We start from the raw sequence: 20244 nt of genomic DNA, 5'->3' as shown, positions 1-20244 counted from the left end.
ACGGGTCCGGCCTCAGGTGCCCTGGTTGCCCCGGTGGGCCCACGCCGTGGTGCGTTTTTCCACCAGCGCGAACAGCTCGTACATGGCCATGGCCATCACGCCTATCACCATCAGGCCCGAGAAGGCCAGCGGCATCTTCATGGCCGAGCCGGCCGACACCAGCAGGTAGCCGATGCCCTCGTTCGAGGCCGCCATCTCGGACACGGTCGAGCCGACGAAGGCCAGCGTGATCGCCACTTTCAGCGAGGCATAGAAATACGGCAGCGACCGGGGCAGCCCGACCTTGAGCAGCACGTCCATGCGCTTGGCGCCCAGCACACGCAGCACGTCCTCGAGTTCGGGCTCGAGCGTGGCGAGCCCGGTGGCGATGTTGACCATGATGGGAAAGAACGAGATCAGGAAGGCGGTCAGCACGGCGGGGCCGATGCCGATGCCGAACCACACCACCAGCACCGGCACGAAGGCCGCCTTGGGCAGGGCGTTGAACGCGGTCATCAAGGGGTACACGGCCGTGTAGGCCAGGCGCGAGCTGCCGATGACGAAGCCCAGCACCACGCCCACCACGATGGAGATGCCGAAGCCGGCCATCGTGACCCAGAAGGTGCGCCAGGCATGCATGGCGATGACCGGCGCGTAGTCGATGGTGGCCTGCAGGATCTGCGAGGGGCTGGGGAAGATGAACTCGGACACTTCGAAAACCCGGCAGATGATCTCCCACAGGATGATGACGGCGGCCAGCAGCGTGATCGGGGCGAGACGTTGGGCGAGGGTGTTGTTCATCGGGCGAGTCGGCGTGGGGAGGCGGGAAAGCGCGCGGGGCGCCGGTCAATGTCCGATCTGGGTGCGCAGTTCCAGCACCAGGGCGTTGAAGTCGTCGGAATAGGTGGTCTCGAGTTGCCGGGGCCGTGGCAGTTCGATATCCCGGCGGGACAGGATGCGGCCGGGGCGCTTGCTCATCACGTACACGGTATCGGCCAGGAACACGGCCTCGCGCAGGTCGTGGGTGACCAGCACCACGTTGAAGCGGCGCTCGCTCCAGAGGTCGCGCAGGACGCACCACAGTTCCTCGCGCGTGAACGCGTCCAGCGCGCCGAAAGGCTCGTCCAGCATCAGCATTTCGGGTTCGTGGATGAGCGCCCGGCACAGCGATGCGCGCTGCTGCATGCCGCCCGACAGCTCCCACGGGAACTTGTGCTCGTAGCCGCCCAGCCCGACGGTGGCCAGCAGCGCCCGCGCGCGGTCGGTGTATTCGGCGCGCCGGGCCCGGAAGCTGGAGCGGTAGGGCTCGACGATCTCCAGCGGCAGCAGGACGTTGTCGAGCGTGGTGCGCCAAGGCAGCAGGTTGGGAGCCTGGAAGGCCATGCCGACGATCTTCAGGGGGCCGGTGACCCGGTTGCCGCCCACGGTCACGGTGCCGCGGGTGGGCGACTTCAGGCCGGTCGTCAGCTTCATGAAGGTGGACTTGCCGCAGCCCGAGGGGCCGACGATGGCAACGAACTCGCCCTTGTCTATCGAGAGGCTGATGTCCTCGACCGCGTAGTCGCCCGCCCGCTCCAGGGCAGCGTTGTAGGCCAGCGAGACCCGCTGGAAATCGACGAAGGCCGCCATGTCACTTGCCGCGCAGCACGGAAGCCGTCAGGGATTTTTCCGGCAGGAACGAACGGTCGAACGCCATCTCGGGCTTGACCGAGGTCTTGGTGCCGTAGGTGCGGGTGACCTGGGCCGCCATCAGCGCCATGCGGGCGGGTTCGATGTCGCCGAAGCCGTCGGCGCGCGCATCGGGCGTGTCGATGGCGGTCTGGATCGCCAGCCGCAGGCGCTTGAGTTCCAGCGGCGCGTCGATGATGCCGTCCCGTTCCTTGACGGTGGCGATCGAGGCGGCCGGATCGGCCAGCACATCGCGCGTGGCCTTGGCCACCGCGCGTAGGAAGCCCTTGACCGCCTCGGGATGATTCCTGGCGAAATTGCGGTCGGCGATGATGGCGTTGCCGTACAGCTTCACGCCGTATTCGGGATAGGACATGATGGCGATGTCCTGGTCCTTGACGCCGCGCGCGTTCAGGTTCAAGAGCGAGGTGAAGTAGAAGCCGGTGATCGCGTCGACGTCGCCGCGCGCGAGCATGGTCTCGCGCAGCGCCGGATCCATGCTGACCCAGGTGACCTTGGCGTCGTCGATCTTGTTGGCCTGGGCGAAGATCGGGAAGGACCGGCGGCCGCCGTCGAACGAGGGCGAGCCCAGCTTCCTGCCTTCGAGGTCCCTGGGGGTCTTGATGCCGCTTTTCTTGAGCGAGAACACCGCCGCCGGCGTGTTGTTGTAGATCATCATGACGCCGGTGGGCTGGTTGGGCGCGCCGGGGTTGTTGCCCTGGAATTCCATCAGCGCCGCCAGGTCGGCGAAACCCATTTCGTACGAACCCGAGGCCACCCGGTTCACCGCCGCGCCCGAGCCGCTGCCGGCGTCGATGGTCACGTCCAGCTTTTCCTGCTTGAAATAGCCCTTCTTGGCCGCCACCAGGAAAATCGCGCTCGGCCCTTCGAAGCGCCAGTCGAGCTGGAAGCGTATCTTGGTATCCTGGGCGTGGGCGGCGGGAGCGGCCCAGACCGTGGCCAGCGACAGCGCCAGGCCGGCGAGCACGGCACGGCGATCCGGGGTGCGAGGTGTCGTCTTCATGCTGGGGTTTCCTCGGGTGAGTGGGGACGGTTGTGCCGTCCCGGGTTTTGTGGGGAGAATACATCCCGGTTTCGCACCCCAACAATGCGAGGTAAACCCGCATTGGTGCGGCGTTTCCCCGGTTGGGGGCGTACCGGTTTCCACCCGTATCAAAAGCAGGATCCATGCCCGTTTTCTTGCACCGCGAAGGTTCCCCATGTGCCAATTGCTAGGCATGAACGGCAACACGCCGACCGACATCGTCTTCAGCTTCACCGGCTTCGCCACCCGCGCGGGGCGTACCGGCGAGCACGTCGACGGCTGGGGCATCGCCTTCTTCGAGGGAGCGGGGGTGCGCCACTTCGTGGACCACGAGCCGGCGCTGCTGTCGCCGGTGGCGGACCTGATCCGGCACTATCCGATCAAGTCGCGCAACGTGATCGCGCACATCCGCAAGGCGACGGTGGGGCGCGTGGCGCTGGAGAACTGCCATCCGTTCGTGCGCGAACTGTGGGGGCGCTACTGGGTGTTCGCGCACAACGGCGACCTGGTGAACTATCTCCCGGCGCTGGACGGCCCCTACCGGCCGGTGGGCGACACCGACAGCGAACGGGCCTTCTGCTGGATGCTGCAATGCCTGCGGGCGCGCTTCGCCTGTCATCCGGGCATCGAGGCCCTGGCCGACGCCCTGGGCGAACTGAGCGCGGGAATCGCCGCGCACGGCACCTTCAATTTCATGCTGTCGGACGGCGAGGCCCTGTACGTCCATTGCTCCACGCGCCTGCACTACCTGGTGCGCCAGCACCCCTTCGCCACCGCCAGCCTGTCGGACGAGGAGGTCAGCGTGGACTTCGCCCAGGTCACCACGCCCGACGACCGCATCGCGGTCATCGTGACCGAGCCCCTGACCACCAACGAGGTCTGGCGCCGCTTCGAGCCCGGCGAACTGATGGTGTTCGTCGACGGCGCGCCGGTGCTGGCGCGCCTGGTCAGCGGCTGAGGGCGGCGCGGCGGCCCGCTACGAGGCGGCCGCCATCTGTTCCAGGAAGTCCAGCATCAGTTCGCCGGCCAGCTGGGCGTCGTCGGCCGTCATGGTCTCGAGCGGGTTGTGGCTGATGCCGCCGTTGCCGCAGCGGGTGAACAGCATGGTGATGGACGTGGCCTCGGCCAGCTTCATGGCGTCGTGGCCGGCGCCCGACGGTAGTTCGAAGACGGGCAGGCCGCGGTCGGCAATGGCGCGGGACCACATGGCCATCTGTTCGTGGGCGCAGGGCGCGGCGGCGGCGCGCATCAGTTCCTCGGTCGCGACCGAGATGCCGCGCCGCGAGCAGATGGCCGAGACCTCCCGCTCGATGTCGGCCAGGGCCGCGTCGCGCACGGCATTGTCGGCGGCGCGCAGGTCCAGCGACAGGGTGCAGGCGCCGGGGATGACGTTCACCGATCCGTGCGGCACGTTCAGCATCCCCACCGTGCCGACCAGCGACGGCGCCTGGGCGCAGCGCCGTTCCACCGCCAGCACGATCTCGGCGGCGGCACAGGCGGCGTCGCGGCGCATGTCCATGGGGGTGGTGCCGGCATGGCTGGCCACGCCGGCCAGGGTCATGAGGCGGCGCACGCTGCCGGCGATGGAGGTGACCACGCCCACGGGCAGGTTGCGTTCCAGCAGCACCGGGCCCTGCTCGATGTGGATCTCGAAGTAGTGCCGCAGGCGCGCCGCCTCGGCCGCCGCCTTGCCCAGCTGTTCCGGGTCGAGCCCCGCGAGCTGCATGGCCTCGCGCATGCTGACGTCGGACGCGTCCAGGGCGTCCAGCACGCCGGGATCGAAGCGGCCGATGTAGGCCGACGAGCCCAGGAAGGTGCTGCCGTAGCGCACGCCTTCCTCTTCGGCGAAGGCCACCACGTCCAGGTCGAAAGGCAGGCGGCGGTTGCGTCGCTTCAGGTCGGCCACCACGGCGATAGGCAGCAGGACCCCCAGGCGGCCGTCGTACTTGCCGCCGTTGCGGACCGTGTCGTAGTGGCTGCCGGTGGCCACCAGCGGCGGCTCGGCCACCGTGGGGGCGGCCCGGTAGCGGCCCACGACGTTGCCGGCCGCGTCCTGGTAGACCGAGTCGAAGCCGGCCTCCAGCATCCAGGCCTGGATGCGGGCCGCCACCGCGCGGTGGGCCGCGGACAGGTAGGTGCAGGTCAGGTGGTCGGGCGAGTCGGAATAGCTGGCCAGCGTCTCGGCCCAGCCCATGACGGTGTCGCCGTAGGGGCGCGTCAGCGACAGCCGGTCCGCCAGCCGGATCTCGGCGATCCGGTCGATCTGTCGCAAGGCCTCGGCGAACTCCTGGTCGGGCGCGTGGCGCAGCCGGCGTTCCAGGGCGGCGATGATGTCGTAGCGGCTCAGGCCGGCGCCCGTGGGGCCGCGCACCGCGATGATGAAGGGAAATCCGAAGCGGCTGTTGTAGGCCGCGTTCAGTTGTTGCAGCAGCTCGAATTCCTCGGGCGAGCACTGGGTGAGTCCGGCGCGCGCCTGTTCGCCGGCCGAGTCCTCGGTCAGCTGGCCCGCCACGGCGGCGCGGCCCGCCAGCTCCGGGTGGGCGCGGATCAGCGCCAGCTGTTCGTCCCGGCTGGCCTGCCGCACGGTTTGCGACAGCGCGTACTTGAGGGCGGCGGCCGAGGCGAAGGGGCGCAGGGCAAGGGCCCGTTCCAGCACCCAGGGGCTGTGCTCGTACAGGCCGTCCAGGAACTGGACGAAGCGGATGGGATCGGCGGTATTCAGGACGTCGAGCGTGAGCGAGGCGGTCATGGCGGGAATCAGGAGGCGGAGCCGGCGGCCGGCGTGTACGGGTGTTCTTGCTTCCAGTGGCGGGCGATGTCGACGCGGCGGCATACCCAGACGTCCTGATGCTTCTCGACGTGGTCCAGGAAGCGCTGCAGGGCCGTGAAGCGGCCGGGGCGGCCCAGCAACCGGCAATGCATGCCCACCGACATCATGCGCGGCTTGTCGGCGCCTTCCGTGTAGAGCACGTCGAAGGTGTCGCGCAGGTAGTGGAAGAAATGATCGGCGGTATTGAATCCCTGCGGCGTCGCGAAGCGCATGTCGTTGGCGTCCAGCGTGTACGGGACGATCAGGTGGGGCTTGCGCGCGCCGGAGGACGTCTCGACTTCGGTCCAGAACGGCAGGTCGTCGCCGTAGTAGTCGCTGTCGTACAGGTAGTCGCCCTGTTCGACCAGCAGGCGGCGCGTGTTGGGGCTGTCGCGTCCCGTGTACCAGCCCAGGGGCCAGGCGCCATCGGTCAGCCGGCGCAGGATTTCCGTGCCGCGATGCATGTGCTCGCGCTCGGTGGCCTCGTCCAGGTTCTGGTAGTGGATCCAGCGCCAGCCGTGGCAGGCGATCTCGTGGCCATGCTCCAGGAAAGCCGCCGTGGCTTCCAGGTTGCGCTCGAGCGCCATTCCGCAGCCGAACACCGTGAGCGGCAGGCGCCGCCGCTCGAATTCGTTCAGGATGCGCCAGACGCCGGCGCGCGAGCCGTATTCGTAGATGGAGTCCATGCTCATGTGCCGCGCCGGGTAGGCGGCCGCGCCCACGATCTCGGACAGGAACTGTTCGGAGGCGGCGTCGCCGTGCAGGACGTGGTTCTCGGCGCCTTCCTCGTAGTTCAGGACGAACTGCACGGCCACGCGGGCGCGGTTGGGCCAGCGCGCGTCGGGAAGGTGGCGGCCGTAGCCGATCATGTCGCGGGGATATGCTGTCATGGCGCGGGCAACGAATCAGGAGTGGAAACGGAACGGACACGCATGGACATTCTCCCATGCCGGGCGGAAGGGCCGCGGGCGGGGATGTAGCCGCTAGCGAAACTATATACACTTTTGTCCTCGCGCCGGCCGGCGCGCGCCGCGCCATCGCGTTCCATCAAAGGATCCCCATGGGAAAGCTGACCACCCACGTTCTCGATACCGCCCATGGCTGTCCGGCCGCGGGCATGAGGATAGAACTGTTCCGCATGGATGACGGCCAGGCGGTCCTGCTGCGGCAACTGTCCACCAATGCCGATGGGCGCGTGGACGGGGCGCTGCTCGAAGGCGACGAGCTCGTCGCCGCCGCCTACCGCCTGGTGTTCGAGGCCGGCGACTATTTCGCCGCGCGCGGGCTGGCGTTGCCCGAACCGCGCTTCGTCGATCGCGTCGCGCTCGACTTCGGCATCGCGCAGCCCGGCCAGCACTACCACGTGCCGCTGCTGGTCAGCCCCTGGAGCTGGAGTACGTATCGGGGGAGCTGACGGCCGGCGCGCGCACGCTGGCGGCGATCTGTTCGCGCAGCCAGCGCACGGGCCCGTCGCGCCGCGCGCGCGGGTGCCACAGCAGGTAGTACTGCAATGACGGCAGCGGAATGGGAAGCGGCATCACCGAGACCGGCAGCGAGCTGGCGAAGAAATCGGTGAAGCGCCTGCCGGTGGTCAGCAGCAGGTCGGTCTGCGTCAGCACGTAGGGAATCAGGCTGAACACGGGACATTCGAGCGCGATGTGGCGCGTGTGTCCCAGCCGCGCGAGCATGGCGTCGACCGTGCTGCGCAGGCCAGGGCGCATCGCCGTGGGCGCGGCGTGGCGCGCCTGCAGATAGGCCTGCGCGGTCAGGCCGCGGCGCGCCAGGGGATGGTGGCTGCCCATCATCACCACCAGTTCGTCCTCCATCAGCGGCAGCCGGTGCAACTGCGCCGGTGGGTCGGGCCAGTTGGCGATGACCAGGTCCAGGCGGCCGTCGCCCAGTTTCTGCGCGTAGTCCAGGTCGTCCGTCAGCGGGTGCACGCTCAGCGCCAGGGCGGGCGCGGCGGTGCGCAGCCGGCCGGCCAGGCGCGGCAGCAGCATGGGGTCCAGATAGTCCGGCGCGGCCAGGTGCAGGGTGCCGCGCGCCTTGCGTGGATCGAATTCGTCCGGGGGCGCCAGGAAGTGCTCGGCCTGCGCCAGCATTTCCCGCGCCGGCGCCTCCAGCGACAGGGCGGTGGCGGTGGGTACGACGCCGCCCGGCCCGCGCGCGAACAGCAGGTCGCCGGTCAGGCGGCGCAGCCGGGCCAGCCGGCCCGACAGCTGGGGCTGGCCCATGCCCAGCCGTATCGCGGCGCGCGAGACGTGCAGCGTGTCCAGCAGCGTGACGAAGGCCTGGATGTCGGTCAGGCTGAGGCGGGACAGGTCGGTGCTGCCCGGGGCTGTGGCGGGCGGGGAGGCGGGCATGGGAGCTCCGGCAAATCATCCATGAAAATGGATAATGCTCATCTTTGGATGAAGATGACAAGCCCCGCCAGGGCGCGTATGTTTCGGATATGGTCCCTGGCGTGCCGCGATGGACGCGGCGGGCGTACTCCTGGCTGAGCGACATGGCTTCCGATCCTTCCTCCCCCGATACGCCGCCGGAGCTGCGGGTTCGCCCCGTGCGCTTCTGGCATGGCCCCAGGCTGGTCGAACTGGGCGGCTTGCCGCCCGCCCTCACAGTGCTGGAATGGCTGAGGGAACAGGCCGGCTGCCATGCCGCCAAGGAAGGCTGCGCCGAAGGCGATTGCGGCGCCTGTACCGTGGCGGTAACCGACCTGGACGACGCCGGCGATCTTCGTGTGCGCGCCATCAATGCCTGCATCCAGCCCGTGGCGGCGCTGGACGGCAAGCTGCTGGCGACCGCCGGCGACATCGGCGAACCCGGGGCCCTGCATCCCGTGCAGGCGGCCATGGTGGCGCACCATGGTTCGCAATGCGGCTTCTGCACCCCGGGCATCGTGATGTCGCTGTATGCCATGTACGAGGGCCGGCGGCTGGCCGATGACGCGGCGGTCGACCGCGACGACGCGGTGCGGGCCTTGTCCGGCAACCTGTGCCGGTGCACGGGGTATCGCCCCATCCTGGACGCGGCGCAGGCGATGTGCACACCGGACTGGCAGGGCGAGACGGCCGGCGGGATGCGCGAGCGCCTGGCGCAGGTGGCGCCGGGGCAGCAAGCCTGGACCGCGCCGGAATCCACCGAAGGTTTCGAGGGCCATGCGCGCGGGCGCTTCCTGGCGCCGCGCACGCTGGCGCAACTGGCGGCGCTGCGCGCGGCGCATCCGGACAGCCGCATCGTGGCCGGCGCGACCGACGTCGGCCTGTGGGTGACCAAGCAGCATCGCGCGCTGGGCGACGTGTTGTGGATAGGCGGGGTGTCCGAACTGGCCACGATCGATCGCATCGGCCGGGATGCGCTGGCATCGTCGCGCTGGGAAGCGGATGTCGCGTGCCTGGAGATCGGCGCGGCGGTCACCGTCGAGGACGCGTGGCGGGCGCTGGCGCCGCACTTTGCCGCCTGTATCGATTACTTCGACCGCTTCGCCTCGGTGCCGGTGCGCAACAGCGCCACGCTGGTCGGCAACGTCGCGAACGGTTCGCCCATCGGCGACACCGCGCCGCTGCTGATCGCGCTGGGCGGCTCGGTGGTGCTGCACCGGCAGGGCCGCGAGCGGATCCTGCCGCTGACCGACTTCTATCACGGCTACCAGAAGAACGACCTGCGTCCGGGCGAATTCATCCGCGCCGTGCGTGTGCCGCTGCCCGGCGCCGATGTCGCGGTCCATGCCTGGAAGCTGTCCAAGCGGGTCGAGCAGGACATCAGCGCGGTGGCCTTGGCCACGGCGCTGCGCGTGGAAGGCGGCCGCATCGTGGCCGCCGGCGTGGGGGCGGGCGGCATGGCCGCGGTGTCCAGCCGCGCCGTGCGCACCGAGCAGGCGCTGCTGGGCCTGCGGGTGGACCAGCCCGCCGCGGCGCTGCGCGACAGTCCCGGCATGCGGGCGGCCTGGCAGGCCATGCACGACGAATTCGATCCCCTGGACGATCTGCGCGCCAGCGCGGCCTATCGGCGCCAGGCCGCGGCCAACCTGCTGCTGCGTTCCTGCCTGCAACTGGCGCGGCAGGCGCCGGCCACGCGCCTGGGCGAACTCGCGGCGATACAAGCATGAACGCGCCCGACCATCCCGGCATCCTGAACGTCAAGGCCGAGCCGCAGGCCTGCGGCGTGGCGGCGCCGCACGAGGCGGCGCACCTGCACGTCAGCGGCCGCGCGCTGTATGTCGACGACGTGCCCGAGCCGCGCGGCACCCTGTTCGTCGCTCCCGTGCTGTCGAAGGTCGCGCACGGGCGATTGAAGAGCCTGGATGCCTCGGCCGCGCTGGCGGTGCCCGGCGTGCGCCGCGTGGTGACCGCCACCGACCTGCCCGCCGCCAACGTGGTGGGGGCGGGGCACGACGAACCCATCCTGCCCGCGGACCTGATCGAATACCTGGGCCAGCCGGTCGCGCTGGTCGTCGCCACCGGCGCCAAGGCGGCGCGCGTGGCCGCGCGGGCGGTGCGGATGGAGGTCGAGCCGCTGCCGGCCATCCTGACCATAGCCGAGGCGCTGGCGGCCGAGTCCTGGGTGCTGCCCCCGGTGCATCTGGCCGAAGGCGACGTCGAGGCGGCCATGGCCGCCGCGCCCCACCGCCTGCAAGGCGAGTTCGCGATGGGCGGGCAGGAACAGTTCTACCTGGAAGGACAGGTCGCCCTGGCCATGCCGGGCGAGGACGGCACGATGAAAGTGCTGTCGTCCACTCAGCATCCGGGCGAAGTGCAGCACTGGGTGGCCGATGCGCTGGGCGTGCCGGCCCATTCGGTGCAGGTCGAATGCCGCCGCATGGGCGGCGGATTCGGCGGCAAGGAGACCCAGGCCGGCCACATCGCGGTATGGGCGGCGGTGGCGGCGCGCATCGCCGGGGCACCGTGCAAGATGCGGCTCGACCGCGACGACGATTTCCTGATCACGGGCAAGCGCCATCCCTTCCTCGGCCGCTGGACGGTGGGCTTCGACGGCCAGGGGCGCATCCTGGCCATCGACCTGATGCAGGCGGCGGCCTGCGGATTTTCGGCCGACCTGTCGGGGCCGATCGCCGATCGCGCCATCTTCCATGCCGACAACGCCTACTACCTGCCGGCCGCCGCCATCCACAGCTATCGCTGCAAGACCCATACCCAGTCCCATACGGCCTTCCGGGGCTTTGGCGGGCCCCAGGGCGTGGGCATGATCGAGGCGGCCCTGGACGACATCGCCCGCCACCTCGGCCTGGATCCGCTGGCCGTGCGCCGGATCAACCTGTACGGCGATGCGCCCCGCGACCGCACGCCCTACGGGATGCAGGTCACCGACAACATTCTTCCCGCGCTGATCGAGAGGCTGGAGGCCGACTGCGGCTACGCCGGGCGGCGCGAGGCCATCGCGCGCTGGAATGCCGCCAGTCCGGTGATCAAGCGCGGCCTGGCCCTGACGCCCGTGAAATTCGGCATCTCGTTCACGGCCACGATGTTCAACCAGGCCGGTGCGTTGGTGAACGTCTATACCGACGGTTCGGTCACGGTGAACCACGGCGGGACCGAGATGGGGCAGGGGCTGCATACCAAGGTGTGCCAGGTCGTGGCCGACACGCTGGGCGTGCCGCTGGCATGGGTGCGCATCACCGCCACCGATACCGGCCGGGTGCCCAACGCCTCGGCCACCGCCGCTTCCAGCGGCACCGACCTGAACGGCCGGGCGGCCGAGTTCGCGGCGCGCGAGGTGCGCGACCGCCTGCGCGCCCATGTGGCGGGCACGCGCGGCCTGGACGTGGCGCAGGTGTCGATACGCGGCGGCAAGGTGCTCGTGCCCGGCGCCGAACTCGATTTCGTGGCCGTGGCCAAGGCGGCCTACGCCGCCCGCGTGTCGCTGTGGTCGGACGGCTACTACGCCACGCCCAAGATCCACTACGACCACCAGACCATGCGCGGCCGTCCGTTCTACTACTTCGCCTACGGCGCGGCGGCGACCGAGGTCGCGGTCGATACCCTGACCGGCGAGACGCGGGTGCTGCGCGTGGACATCCTGCACGACGTGGGCCGGTCCATCAATCCGGCCATCGACCTGGGCCAGATCGAAGGCGGCTTCGTGCAGGCCGTGGGCTGGCTGACCTCCGAGGAGTTGGTCTGGAAGCCGGACGGCACGCTGGCCACGCATGCGCCGTCCACCTACAAGATCCCGACCTCGGGCGACGTGCCGGCCGATTTCCACGTGGCGCTCTGGCCCGAGCCCAACCGCGAGGACAACGTCTACGGCTCCAAGGCCGTGGGCGAACCGCCTTTCATGCTGGGCTTCGCCGCGTTCTTCGCCATACGCGAGGCGGTGGCCGCGGCCCGGCGCGAACAGGGACGCACCCCGCTCGTGCCCTTGTCGGCGCCCGCCACGCCCGAGGCCGTGCTGCGAGCCGTGGAGCAATGACGCATACCGCGCTGCTGCCCCAGGGGCTGGCCGATTTCGCCCGCGCGGCGCGCGGCCGGGCCGTGTGCCTGGTCCGTGTGCTGGAAGTGCGGGGCAGCGCCCCGCGCGGCATCGACGCGGCGCTGCTGGTGGGCGCCGAAGGCTTTGCCGGCACCATAGGCGGCGGCCACCTGGAGTACGAAGCCATCGCCTACGCGCAGTCGCTGCTGCGGCAGGCCGAGGCCGGCTGCACGGCCGAGCAGACGCGCCGCTTCGCGCTCGGTCCTTCGCTGGGCCAGTGCTGCGGCGGCAGCGTGGAGCTGCGCTTCTCGGTGCTGGCGGATGGGGACGAGGCCATGCCGCGGCTGCACGGGCTGGAGGCGCGGCCGTACGAACTCTGGCTGTATGGCGCCGGGCACGTGGCGCGGGCGCTGGTGCACGTCATGCTGCCGCTGCCGTTCCGGATACGGTGGCTGGACACCCGCGAAAACGTTTTTCCCCAGCCGCTGCCCGGACAGGTCGAGACGCTGCAGACCGATGACCTCGCGGCCGAAGTCGCCGACGCCGCGCCCGGCGTCATGCACCTGGTCATGACCCATAGCCACGCGCTGGATTTCGACATCGTGCGCGCGGTGCTGGAGCGCGGCGATGCCGCCTATTGCGGGTTGATCGGCTCGGCCACCAAGCGCACGACCTTCGAGCGGCGCCTGCGCGCGCGGGGCATGGCCGAGGCAGGCATCGACGCGCTGGTGTGTCCGGTGGGGCTGCCGGCGATTCCGGGCAAGCTGCCGGGGATTATCGCGGTCTCGGTGGCGGCGCAACTGCTGCTGGCCGCGCAGGCGGTGGAAGCGCGGGCTTGAGGCCTTAGTCGCCCGCCTCGATGGCGAACAGCAGGGTGCTCAGCATGGCGGCCAGCTTGTCCGCTTCCTGGCGGCCGAGGGGCCGCAGCAGCTCCGCCATCGCCTCGAAGTGGCGGGCGATGGCCTGGTCGGCCAGCGCCTTGCCCTCGGGCGTGAGCCGCACGATCACGCCGCGGCGGTCGTTGGGATCCGGTTCGCGCATCACCAGGCCGCGCTCCTGCACGCGATCGATGCGGTTGGTGACGGCACCCGAGGTCAGCAGCGACACCTTGATCAGGTCCGAGGGCTTGAGCGCGAACTCCGGGCCGCAGCGGCGCAGGGTGACGATCAGGCTGAAGGTCTCCCAGGTCAGCCCCATGGGCGCCAGCCATTCCTCGGCGTGCCGCACCATGTGCGTGGACAGGCGCGACAGGCGGCCGATGATGCCCAGCGGCCAGGGATCGAGATCGGGGCGCTCGCGCTTCCAGTCGTCCAGCAGTTGCTGGACGGAATCGCGCCGCGGAGAAGGGGGAGACGCAGGGGGCAAGGGACTGACTCTCGACGCCGTTTCGGTTGCGTCGAACTCTATCACGAGCCGCGCAGCCGGTTCACGCCGGCGGCAGGTGGCTCAGGTCCACGTAGCGGGCCGGGTCGTCCAGCGCTTTGGGCTGGCCCGCGTGGCGGTTGCGCAGCGCCAGCACGGTGGCGATGCCGGCCATGCTGGGGCGCAGGTCGCGGATGAGGCCGGTGGCGGGGGCCAGCAGTACGTCGCGGGCGCGCTCGCTCAGTGCCGGATCGAGATCGGGCGCGTGCTCGCGCAGCAGGGCGGCGGCGCGCGGGCCGGTGTCCGGCCGGGCGAGCCAGTCCATCGCGGCCCGGTAGGCGCGTGCGAACGCCCTGAGCGTATCGCTCGATGCGGCGGCCCAGGCGCGTTGGCAGAAGGCGGCCGATCCCATGTAGTCGTCCAGCCAGTCCGCGCCCGGCAGGATGCGGCAGCCGGCCTCCCGCGCCAGCAATTCATAAGGGGTGCGCAGCAGCGTGGCCGCATGCCGGCCCGCCAGCAGGGCCGCGTAGCGCTGGCTGGTACCGCCGGCAGGCACGATCTCCACGTCATCGGCCGGGATGCCGTGGGTGGCCAGCAGCTCGCGCAGCACGAAGGCAAAGCCGGTGGACAGCGCGTCCACCGACAGGGTCCGGCCGCGCAAGTCGTCGTAGCCATGGATGCCGGGCGCCGCGACCAGGCTCAGAAAGCCCCGGTCGCCGCCCAGGAAGGCCACCAGGTCGGGACGGATGCCGGGGATGCGGGCATGGCCCTCCTGGTAGGCCACGAGATTGTCGATGCCGGCGATGGCGACCTGGACCTCGTCGCGCAGCAGGCGCTCGACCAGTTCGGCCGAGCCGCCGACGTAGCGAAGTTCGATGGAAACCCCATGGCTTGCGAAGAAGCCCTGGTCGATGCCGGCCCACAAGGGCAGGTTCCATCCGCCGTCGAACACGGCCACGCGCAGGGGAGCGATCGCCATGGCGGGCCTCAGTTGACGGCGGCGCCGGAGGCGCGGACCACGGGGCCCCAGCGGTCGATCTCGCTGCGTATCAGGCGCGCGAATGCCTCGGGCGTGCCGCCCAGGATTTCCATGCCCTGGCCTTCGAGCTTTTCGCGCACCGCGGGCTCCCGCAGGGTTTCCTGCAATACGCGGTTGAGTTTGTCGACCACGGGCTGCGGGGTGCCGGCCGGAGCCACGAGGCCGAACCAGGCCGAGACGTCGAAACCCGGCAGCCCTTGTTCGGCGATGGGGGGAACGTCCGGCAGGCTGGCCAGCCGCCGGGCCGAGGTCAGGCCCAGCGCGCGCAGCTGGCCGGCCTGGATCTGGCCGGCGGCGACGGGGACGCTGAGGAAGGTCATGGCCACGTCGCCCGCCAGCACCGCGTTCATGCTTTGCGGCGCGCTCTTGTAGGGCACGTGCATCAGCTTGATGCCGGCCTGCGACGCGAACATCTCGCCGGCCAGATGCTGCGAGGTGCCGCTGCCGCCGGACGAGTAGGCGAGATCCGGCGTCTTGCGGGCCGCGGCGACGAGATCGGGAATGGAACGGATGGGCGACTTGGCCGCCACCACCAGCACGTTGGGATTGGAGGCCACCGTGCCGATGGGCTTGAAGTCCTTGACGGGGTCGAAGGGCATGCGGGCGTACAGCCAGGGGTTGATGCCGTGCGTGCTGATCGAGGCCAGCAGCAGCGTATGGCCGTCGGCGGGCGCCTTGGCGACCAGTTCGCCGGCGATGTTGCCGCCCGCGCCCGGCCGGTTGTCGACGACGACGGTGTGCCCCAGGCGGCGGGACAGGTCCACGCCGATGATGCGGGACAGGATGTCGGCCGAGGAGCCGGGGCCGCTGGTGACGACCAGCGTGACGTTCCGGCTGGGATAGGTATCCGCGTGGGCGGCAAGGCAAAGCGAACTGGCGAACAGGGCAAGCAAGGCGCGGCCTGACATGGAAGTCTCCTGGGTGGCGCGGGGCGGGGTGGGGATCAGACCACGGCGATGGCCTGGATTTCGACCACGATGCCCGGACGGGCGAAATGCGACACCGTGATCAGGGTACTGGCGGGAAAGCCGGTGCTGCCGAGCAATTCGGCGCGGATGTCGACGAAGCGGTCGCCGTGCCGGGGATCGTCGATGAACACGGTCATCCAGACCAGGTTGCGCAGGTCCGCGTCGCAACGGGCCAGGGTCCCCTGGATCAGCGAGAAGCAGGCGCGCACCTGGGCCTCGAACTGGCCTGAGATGTCGCGGCCTTGCGCGTCCTCGGTGGTGGTCTGCCCGGCGAGCCAGATGGTGCGTCCGCCTTCCGAGACGACGGCGGGCGAAAAGGCGCGTTGCTGCTGGTAGGGGGTGCCTTCTAGGCGGGTGATCCTGGCTTGCACGATGCATGTCCTGGGGAGGGTGGAATGTGTAGTTATCTTATCATTAAGAATCTTAATGTAAAGATATATGGAGTCAGGGTTTACGCAAAGCTGACGGGACGTCCAAAGTCGGTTGCCATATGGGCAACTCACGTCTACAGCCGGCGGCGCGAGTCTTAGTATCCCGTCCATCGCAACCGGATGGTCGCCGGCGTATCCAGACAGGGCTTCGGATGAACAGCACCTCGCCGGCCAGCCATCGCAAGACGATAGACAAGGCCATGCAGATCATGACGGCTTTCACGCAGGACCGCCCCGAGCTCGGGGTCACGGAGTTGGCCGAGCGCCTGGGCATGCACAAGAGCGTCGTCTCGCGCATCGCCGCGACGCTCAAGGCCTGGGGCATGATCGAAAGCAACCCGGTCACCGGCCGCCTGCGCGTGGGGTCGGCGGCCTTTCGCATCGGCTCGCTGTTCTCGCACCATCCGAACAGCCTCGCGGACGTCGCCGGCCCGTCGCTGGCCGACCTCGTCGCCCAGACGCATCACTCGGTGCACCTGAGCGTGCGCAAGGGCGAGCGGATCCTGGTGGTGGCCACCGTCGAGAGCCCCAGCGCGCTGCGGGTGATCATGCGCGTCGGCGACGAACGCGCGCTGCACGCGACCGCCGCCGGCAAGCTCTTCATGGCACTGTCCGAGCCCGGCCTGATGCGCGCTGCCTACCGGGCGAGCGGCTTCAAGGCGCTGACGCCCCAGACCATCACCACGATGGCGGAGATGGAGCGCGGCTTCGCGCGCATCCGCCGCGAACGTGCCGCGCACAACCGGGGCGAGAACACGCTTGGGGCCGGCGCGGTGGCCGCCCCCGTGATGTCGCGCGCGGGCGAGGTGATCGCCGCCGTCTCCTGCGTGTTTCCGCTCCACGTCGTCGACGCGGGGCAACGCTCTTTGATCGAGAAGAGCACCAAGGCCTGCGCCGAGAAGCTCTCGGTCAAGGTCGCGCAATTTCCGCAACGGACTTTCGCCTGATCCAACAAGGAGGATGCTTTGCCTATCAATCTGAATGCCCTGGGCGCCGAGACGCCCTGGTCCGAGGCCGTGGTGACCCAGGACAGGATCGATGCCCTGTGCAGCGTCCTGGGAGACTACAACCCGTTGTTCCTGGACGCCGACGCGGCCGGCGCCAGCGGGAACGGGGGCATCGTCGCGCCGCCCACCTTCATCAACTGCTTCCGCGATTTCAAGACGGCGCTGGTGCTGTCGGAAACCGAAGTCGACCTGCCGCTGCTGCTGCATGGCGAACAGGTGATCCGCTACTACAAGCCCGTCCGCCCCGGCGACCGCATCCTGCACAAGATCAAGGTGATCGAGGCCGGCCGCAAGCAGAGCAAGACCTACGGCGAGGTCAGCTACTTCACGGTGCTGATCAAGTTGAAGAACCACGACGACGAGCGCCTCGTCGAAGCCACCCAACTCTTTTTCGTACGGGACGAGTGAACGACATGAATGCCTATTCTTCCCTGGAGGTTTCCCAACGCCTGGCCGTTCCCGTCGGCACGGAGCTGCCGGCCGCCAAGGCCGGCCCGTACTTCGAGGACATCGACATCGGCCTGGCCCTGGAGCTCGTGAAGCCCGCCATTACCCGCCTGCAGATCGCCAAGTTCGCCGGCGCCTCGGGCGACTTCAACCCCAGTCACGTGGACGAGGACATCGCCCGCGACATCGGCGGCATGGGCGGTGTCTTCGCCCACGGCATGATAGGCATGGGCTTCCTGGGGCAGTTGCTGACCGATTTCCTGTGGGACCGCCCGCTGCGGATGTTCTCCACCCGGGCGACGATCATCGTCCGCCCCGGCGACTCCCTGACCTGCCGCGCCAAGGTCACGCGCAAGTGGGTCGACGACGAGGACAACCTGGTGGAGTTCGAGCTGGAAGCGGTGAACCAGCAAGGCGAGGTGACCCACACGGGCAAAGCGCAAGCCGTCCTGCCGCACCGGCCGCTCGCCATCAAGGCCGAGCTGAAGCGGCCCTACCTGGTGCAGCATCGTGTCATCGGTTGAGCGCCGCGTGTCCGTGCCCGTTACGGTGCAGCGTGCCCTGGGCCTCGTGGCCCGGCGGCACGGCGCGCGGGTGGCGGTGCGGCACGGCGATGCCACGCTCACTTTCGCCGAGCTGGATCGCCGCGCCGCGGCCATCGCGCAGGGGCTGATGGCCGCCGGCCTGGCGCGTGGCGACCGGGTGGCCGTGATGCTTCCCAACTGCGCGGACTACATCGCGATCGCGGCAGCCTGCGCGAAAGGGGCGCTATGCATGGTGCCCGTCAACTACCGCTACACGGGCAGCGAACTGCGCCGGCAGGTCGAGGACTGCGGGGCGAAGGCGCTCGTCTGCGACACGCGGTTCGACCCGCAGGTCGCGGATGCCGCGCTGCCCGGCTCGGTGCGCACCATACGCCGCGGGCCGGAGCTCGAGGCGATGATCGCCCGGGCCTCGGACGCCTGGGTGCCGCCCGAGGCGCGGGAAGACGATCTTTTCTATCTCGGCTACACCTCGGGCACCACCGGCAGGCCCAAGGGTGCCATGGTCACCCAGCGCAATCGTGCACTCGCCTATCTCTACTGGGCGACGGAGTTCGGCATCGGCAGCGGGGACGTCGCGCTGCATTGCGGACCCTTCCACCACACCGCGCCCTTCACCTTCACGCTGGCGCAGCTTGCGGTGGGGGGCTCGGTCGTGGTCCTGGACAGCTTCGACGCGGTGTCGGCGGCATCGGTCATCGCCAGACACGGCGTGACGTGGTCCTTCATGGTGCCTTTCATGCTGGAACGCGTCCTGGAAACGACGCTCGACGGTGGGACGGCGCGGACCTTGAGGATGCTGATCTCCGGCGCGTCGCCCCTGTCCACACGCACCAGGACGCGCGTGCAGGAACGCTTCCCCGGCGTCGCCCTGCACGATTTCTACGGAGCGACGGAGGCGGGCGTGGTCACCAACCTTCGTCCCGAAGGCCAGTCTGCCAGGCCGCGCTGCGTGGGCCTGCCCATTGCCGGGATCGAGGTCCAGATCCGCGACGAACGGCGCGGGATCGTTACCGAGCCCGGGGTGGTCGGCGACATCTGGCTGCGCGGACCGACTCTTTTCGCCGGGTACTTCATGGCGCCGGAGAAAACGGCCGAGGTCAGCGACGGGCAATGGTGCACGCTGGGCGATATCGGCTACCTGGACGAGGACGGCTATCTCTACCTGGTGGACCGGCGCAAGGACGTCATCAAGAGCGGTGGGGTGAACATCTACCCGATCGAAATCGAGGAGGTCCTTCTGCGCGAGCAGGACGTGCGCGAATGCGCGGTGGTCGGTGTGCCGGATGAGCGGTGGGGGGAGGCGGCCACGGCGTTCCTGGTGCTGAAGGACGCGGCGGATGCGGCGCAGGTGCAGCGGCGCGTGCAGGAACTCTGCAAATCCCTGCTGGCGGATTACAAGCGCCCGAAGGCCTACCGGTTTCTTGCGGCCTTGCCCCGGAACGCCAACGGAAAAGTCCTGAAGCGCGACCTGAGGGAAGCCGTCTGATTCCCATGACAACGAATGTCCCGGCTGCGGGACCCAGGAGACAAGATGATACGCAAGGTGATGTTGGCGGCATGTTGCGCGAGCGGGTTGCTTGTGATGGCGGCGCCCGCGCCGGCCGAGGAAGCGTGGCCGTCCCGGCCGATCCAGCTGGTCGTTCCCTTCCCCCCGGGAGGGCCGACCGACGTGACGGGGCGGGTGCTGGCGGACAAGCTCGGCCAGGAACTGAAGGTGGCCGTGGTGGTGCAGAACAAGGGCGGCGCCAGCGGGAACATCGGCGCCCAGTTCGTGGCCCGTTCGGCGCCGGACGGCTACACGCTGCTGTTCACGACCGGCGGCACGCACGGCATCAATCCCTTTCTGTACGACAAGCCCGGATACGATCCGGTGAAGGATTTCGAGCCCATCGTGTGGGTGACGACCTCGCCCAACATCCTGGTCGTCAATCCATCCTTCCCGGCGAAGACGCTGGCCGAACTCATCGCGATGGCCAAGGCCGACCCCGGCAAGTACAGCTCGGCCGCGCCCGGCCAGGGCTCCACGCCGCACATGTTCGGGGAACTGTTCAAGCGGACGGCCGGGATCAGCATCCAGCACATTCCCTACAAGGGCAGCGGCCCGGCCCTGACCGACGTGATGGGCGGGCAGGTGCCGATCATGTTCGACGGCATCCCGTCGTCGCTGCCGCTGGTCAAGGCGGGCAAGCTGCGCGCGCTGGCCGTGACCGGCCCGCAGCGCAGCGCGGAAGCGCCGGACATCCCGACCGTGGCGGAAACTTTTCCGGGTTTTGATGCATCAGGCTGGTTTGCGCTTTATGCTCCTCATGGTACGCCGGCGCCAGTCGTCACCGACATCAACCAGGCGGTGAACCGGATATTGCAGATGCCTGAGGTCAAGCAGGCCTACGCAAAGCTGGGCGCGGACGTGGTGGGCGGAAGCCCGGAGAAACTGCGCGAGCAGGTGAGCAAGGAACTCGCCAAGTGGTCGGAGCTGATCAGGCAGACGGGCATGAAGGCGGAGTAGGGCAGCACT

20 protein-coding genes are annotated in these 20244 nt (G+C 69.4%); 10 read left to right on the top strand and 10 right to left on the bottom strand.

Features of this window, described 5'->3' with window-relative positions:
* Positions 1-12 precede the first annotated feature (12 nt).
* Genes EGT29_RS15675 through EGT29_RS15665 form a run of 3 tightly spaced genes read right to left on the bottom strand, consistent with a single transcriptional unit; the run spans position 13 to position 2671 of the window.
* A complete protein-coding gene (locus EGT29_RS15675; RefSeq protein ID WP_124689857.1) occupies positions 13-780 on the bottom strand; it encodes an ABC transporter permease in 768 nt (255 codons plus the stop codon).
* Between the two features lie 45 nt (positions 781-825).
* Positions 826-1608 (bottom strand): ABC transporter ATP-binding protein, encoded by a 783-nt coding sequence (locus EGT29_RS15670; RefSeq protein WP_124689856.1) that lies wholly within the window; start codon positions 1606-1608, stop codon positions 826-828.
* A gap of 1 nt (position 1609) precedes the next feature.
* Entirely contained in the window at positions 1610-2671 is a 1062-nt protein-coding gene (locus tag EGT29_RS15665) for an ABC transporter substrate-binding protein (RefSeq protein WP_124689855.1), read from the bottom strand.
* Positions 2672-2867: 196 nt separating this feature from the next.
* On the opposite strand from EGT29_RS15665, the gene EGT29_RS15660 reads away from it, so the two are divergent.
* Positions 2868-3650 (top strand): class II glutamine amidotransferase, encoded by a 783-nt coding sequence (locus tag EGT29_RS15660; protein WP_124689854.1) that lies wholly within the window; start codon positions 2868-2870, stop codon positions 3648-3650.
* Between the two features lie 18 nt (positions 3651-3668).
* Here the strand turns inward: EGT29_RS15660 and uraD are convergent, their stop codons facing one another.
* Positions 3669-5441 (bottom strand): 2-oxo-4-hydroxy-4-carboxy-5-ureidoimidazoline decarboxylase, encoded by a 1773-nt coding sequence (gene uraD, locus EGT29_RS15655; RefSeq protein WP_124689853.1) that lies wholly within the window; start codon positions 5439-5441, stop codon positions 3669-3671.
* A gap of 8 nt (positions 5442-5449) precedes the next feature.
* Positions 5450-6391 carry an allantoinase PuuE gene (puuE, locus tag EGT29_RS15650; protein WP_124689852.1) on the bottom strand — a complete coding sequence of 314 codons (942 nt, stop codon included), beginning with the start codon at positions 6389-6391 and terminating at the stop codon, positions 5450-5452.
* Between the two features lie 170 nt (positions 6392-6561).
* Between puuE and uraH the strand changes: the two genes are divergently transcribed.
* Positions 6562-6915: a hydroxyisourate hydrolase gene (gene uraH, locus EGT29_RS15645; protein ID WP_087840597.1), complete on the top strand. Its 354-nt coding sequence runs from the start codon at positions 6562-6564 to the stop codon at positions 6913-6915.
* Here uraH and EGT29_RS15640 read toward each other — a convergent pair.
* A complete protein-coding gene (locus EGT29_RS15640) occupies positions 6878-7864 on the bottom strand; it encodes a LysR family transcriptional regulator (protein WP_124689851.1) in 987 nt (328 codons plus the stop codon). The genes uraH and EGT29_RS15640 overlap by 38 nt on opposite strands.
* Before the next feature lie 143 nt (positions 7865-8007).
* Between EGT29_RS15640 and xdhA the strand changes: the two genes are divergently transcribed.
* Genes xdhA through xdhC form a run of 3 tightly spaced genes read left to right on the top strand, consistent with a single transcriptional unit; the run spans position 8008 to position 12769 of the window.
* The gene (gene xdhA / locus EGT29_RS15635) at positions 8008-9609 is read left to right on the top strand and encodes a xanthine dehydrogenase small subunit (RefSeq protein ID WP_161567830.1); all 1602 of its coding nucleotides are present in this window, start codon (positions 8008-8010) and stop codon (positions 9607-9609) included.
* Positions 9606-11930 (top strand): xanthine dehydrogenase molybdopterin binding subunit, encoded by a 2325-nt coding sequence (gene xdhB / locus EGT29_RS15630; protein WP_124689849.1) that lies wholly within the window; start codon positions 9606-9608, stop codon positions 11928-11930. The genes xdhA and xdhB overlap by 4 nt, the downstream gene beginning before the upstream one ends.
* The gene (xdhC, locus tag EGT29_RS15625; RefSeq protein WP_124689848.1) at positions 11927-12769 is read left to right on the top strand and encodes a xanthine dehydrogenase accessory protein XdhC; all 843 of its coding nucleotides are present in this window, start codon (positions 11927-11929) and stop codon (positions 12767-12769) included. The genes xdhB and xdhC overlap by 4 nt, the downstream gene beginning before the upstream one ends.
* A 4-nt stretch (positions 12770-12773) precedes the next feature.
* Here the strand turns inward: xdhC and EGT29_RS15620 are convergent, their stop codons facing one another.
* The 4 genes from EGT29_RS15620 to EGT29_RS15605 all read right to left on the bottom strand — a co-directional run bounded on the left by EGT29_RS15620 (position 12774) and on the right by EGT29_RS15605 (position 15670).
* Positions 12774-13295 (bottom strand): MarR family winged helix-turn-helix transcriptional regulator, encoded by a 522-nt coding sequence (locus EGT29_RS15620; RefSeq protein ID WP_124689847.1) that lies wholly within the window; start codon positions 13293-13295, stop codon positions 12774-12776.
* Between the two features lie 61 nt (positions 13296-13356).
* Entirely contained in the window at positions 13357-14271 is a 915-nt protein-coding gene (locus EGT29_RS15615; protein WP_124689846.1) for an ABC transporter substrate-binding protein, read from the bottom strand.
* A gap of 8 nt (positions 14272-14279) precedes the next feature.
* Entirely contained in the window at positions 14280-15239 is a 960-nt protein-coding gene (locus EGT29_RS15610; RefSeq protein WP_124689845.1) for a tripartite tricarboxylate transporter substrate binding protein, read from the bottom strand.
* A gap of 35 nt (positions 15240-15274) precedes the next feature.
* Positions 15275-15670, bottom strand: coding sequence for a RidA family protein (locus tag EGT29_RS15605; protein ID WP_238160008.1), 396 nt, complete (start codon positions 15668-15670; stop codon positions 15275-15277).
* 212 nt (positions 15671-15882) lie between these two features.
* On the opposite strand from EGT29_RS15605, the gene EGT29_RS15600 reads away from it, so the two are divergent.
* The 5 genes from EGT29_RS15600 (at position 15883) to EGT29_RS15580 (ending at position 20235) form a co-directional block, all read left to right on the top strand.
* On the top strand, positions 15883-16677 hold the full coding sequence (locus EGT29_RS15600; protein WP_161567829.1) for an IclR family transcriptional regulator: 795 nt from the start codon (positions 15883-15885) through the stop codon (positions 16675-16677).
* 18 nt (positions 16678-16695) lie between these two features.
* Entirely contained in the window at positions 16696-17145 is a 450-nt protein-coding gene (locus EGT29_RS15595; RefSeq protein ID WP_124689842.1) for a MaoC family dehydratase, read from the top strand.
* Between the two features lie 5 nt (positions 17146-17150).
* Complete coding sequence (locus tag EGT29_RS15590; protein ID WP_124689841.1) at positions 17151-17708, top strand: MaoC/PaaZ C-terminal domain-containing protein; 558 nt, start codon at positions 17151-17153, stop codon at positions 17706-17708.
* 7 nt (positions 17709-17715) lie between these two features.
* Entirely contained in the window at positions 17716-19215 is a 1500-nt protein-coding gene (locus tag EGT29_RS15585) for a class I adenylate-forming enzyme family protein (RefSeq protein ID WP_124689840.1), read from the top strand.
* Positions 19216-19311: 96 nt separating this feature from the next.
* Entirely contained in the window at positions 19312-20235 is a 924-nt protein-coding gene (locus EGT29_RS15580) for a tripartite tricarboxylate transporter substrate binding protein (RefSeq protein ID WP_238160005.1), read from the top strand.
* Positions 20236-20244: the final 9 nt, after the last annotated feature.

It is taken from the genome of Pigmentiphaga sp. H8, from assembly GCF_003854895.1.
In the GTDB taxonomy this organism is placed as follows: domain Bacteria; phylum Pseudomonadota; class Gammaproteobacteria; order Burkholderiales; family Burkholderiaceae_B; genus Pigmentiphaga.
The sequence above is the reverse complement of the archived record's forward strand: the minus strand, read 5'-3'. Positions and strand labels throughout refer to the sequence as shown.

Bases quoted from the DNA above. Each gene is read 5' to 3' on its own strand.
- EGT29_RS15675 (WP_124689857.1), bottom strand. From the start codon at position 780: ATGAACAACACCCTCGCCCAACGTCTCGCCCCGATCACGCTGCTGGCC.
- EGT29_RS15670 (WP_124689856.1), bottom strand. From the start codon at position 1,608: ATGGCGGCCTTCGTCGATTTCCAGCGGGTCTCGCTGGCCTACAACGCT.
- EGT29_RS15665 (WP_124689855.1), bottom strand. From the start codon at position 2,671: ATGAAGACGACACCTCGCACCCCGGATCGCCGTGCCGTGCTCGCCGGC.
- EGT29_RS15660 (WP_124689854.1), top strand. From the start codon at position 2,868: ATGTGCCAATTGCTAGGCATGAACGGCAACACGCCGACCGACATCGTC.
- uraD (WP_124689853.1), bottom strand. From the start codon at position 5,441: ATGACCGCCTCGCTCACGCTCGACGTCCTGAATACCGCCGATCCCATC.
- puuE (WP_124689852.1), bottom strand. From the start codon at position 6,391: ATGACAGCATATCCCCGCGACATGATCGGCTACGGCCGCCACCTTCCC.
- uraH (WP_087840597.1), top strand. From the start codon at position 6,562: ATGGGAAAGCTGACCACCCACGTTCTCGATACCGCCCATGGCTGTCCG.
- EGT29_RS15640 (WP_124689851.1), bottom strand. From the start codon at position 7,864: ATGCCCGCCTCCCCGCCCGCCACAGCCCCGGGCAGCACCGACCTGTCC.
- xdhA (WP_161567830.1), top strand. From the start codon at position 8,008: ATGGCTTCCGATCCTTCCTCCCCCGATACGCCGCCGGAGCTGCGGGTT.
- xdhB (WP_124689849.1), top strand. From the start codon at position 9,606: ATGAACGCGCCCGACCATCCCGGCATCCTGAACGTCAAGGCCGAGCCG.
- xdhC (WP_124689848.1), top strand. From the start codon at position 11,927: ATGACGCATACCGCGCTGCTGCCCCAGGGGCTGGCCGATTTCGCCCGC.
- EGT29_RS15615 (WP_124689846.1), bottom strand. From the start codon at position 14,271: ATGGCGATCGCTCCCCTGCGCGTGGCCGTGTTCGACGGCGGATGGAAC.
- EGT29_RS15610 (WP_124689845.1), bottom strand. From the start codon at position 15,239: ATGTCAGGCCGCGCCTTGCTTGCCCTGTTCGCCAGTTCGCTTTGCCTT.
- EGT29_RS15600 (WP_161567829.1), top strand. From the start codon at position 15,883: ATGAACAGCACCTCGCCGGCCAGCCATCGCAAGACGATAGACAAGGCC.
- EGT29_RS15590 (WP_124689841.1), top strand. From the start codon at position 17,151: ATGAATGCCTATTCTTCCCTGGAGGTTTCCCAACGCCTGGCCGTTCCC.
- EGT29_RS15580 (WP_238160005.1), top strand. From the start codon at position 19,312: ATGGCGGCGCCCGCGCCGGCCGAGGAAGCGTGGCCGTCCCGGCCGATC.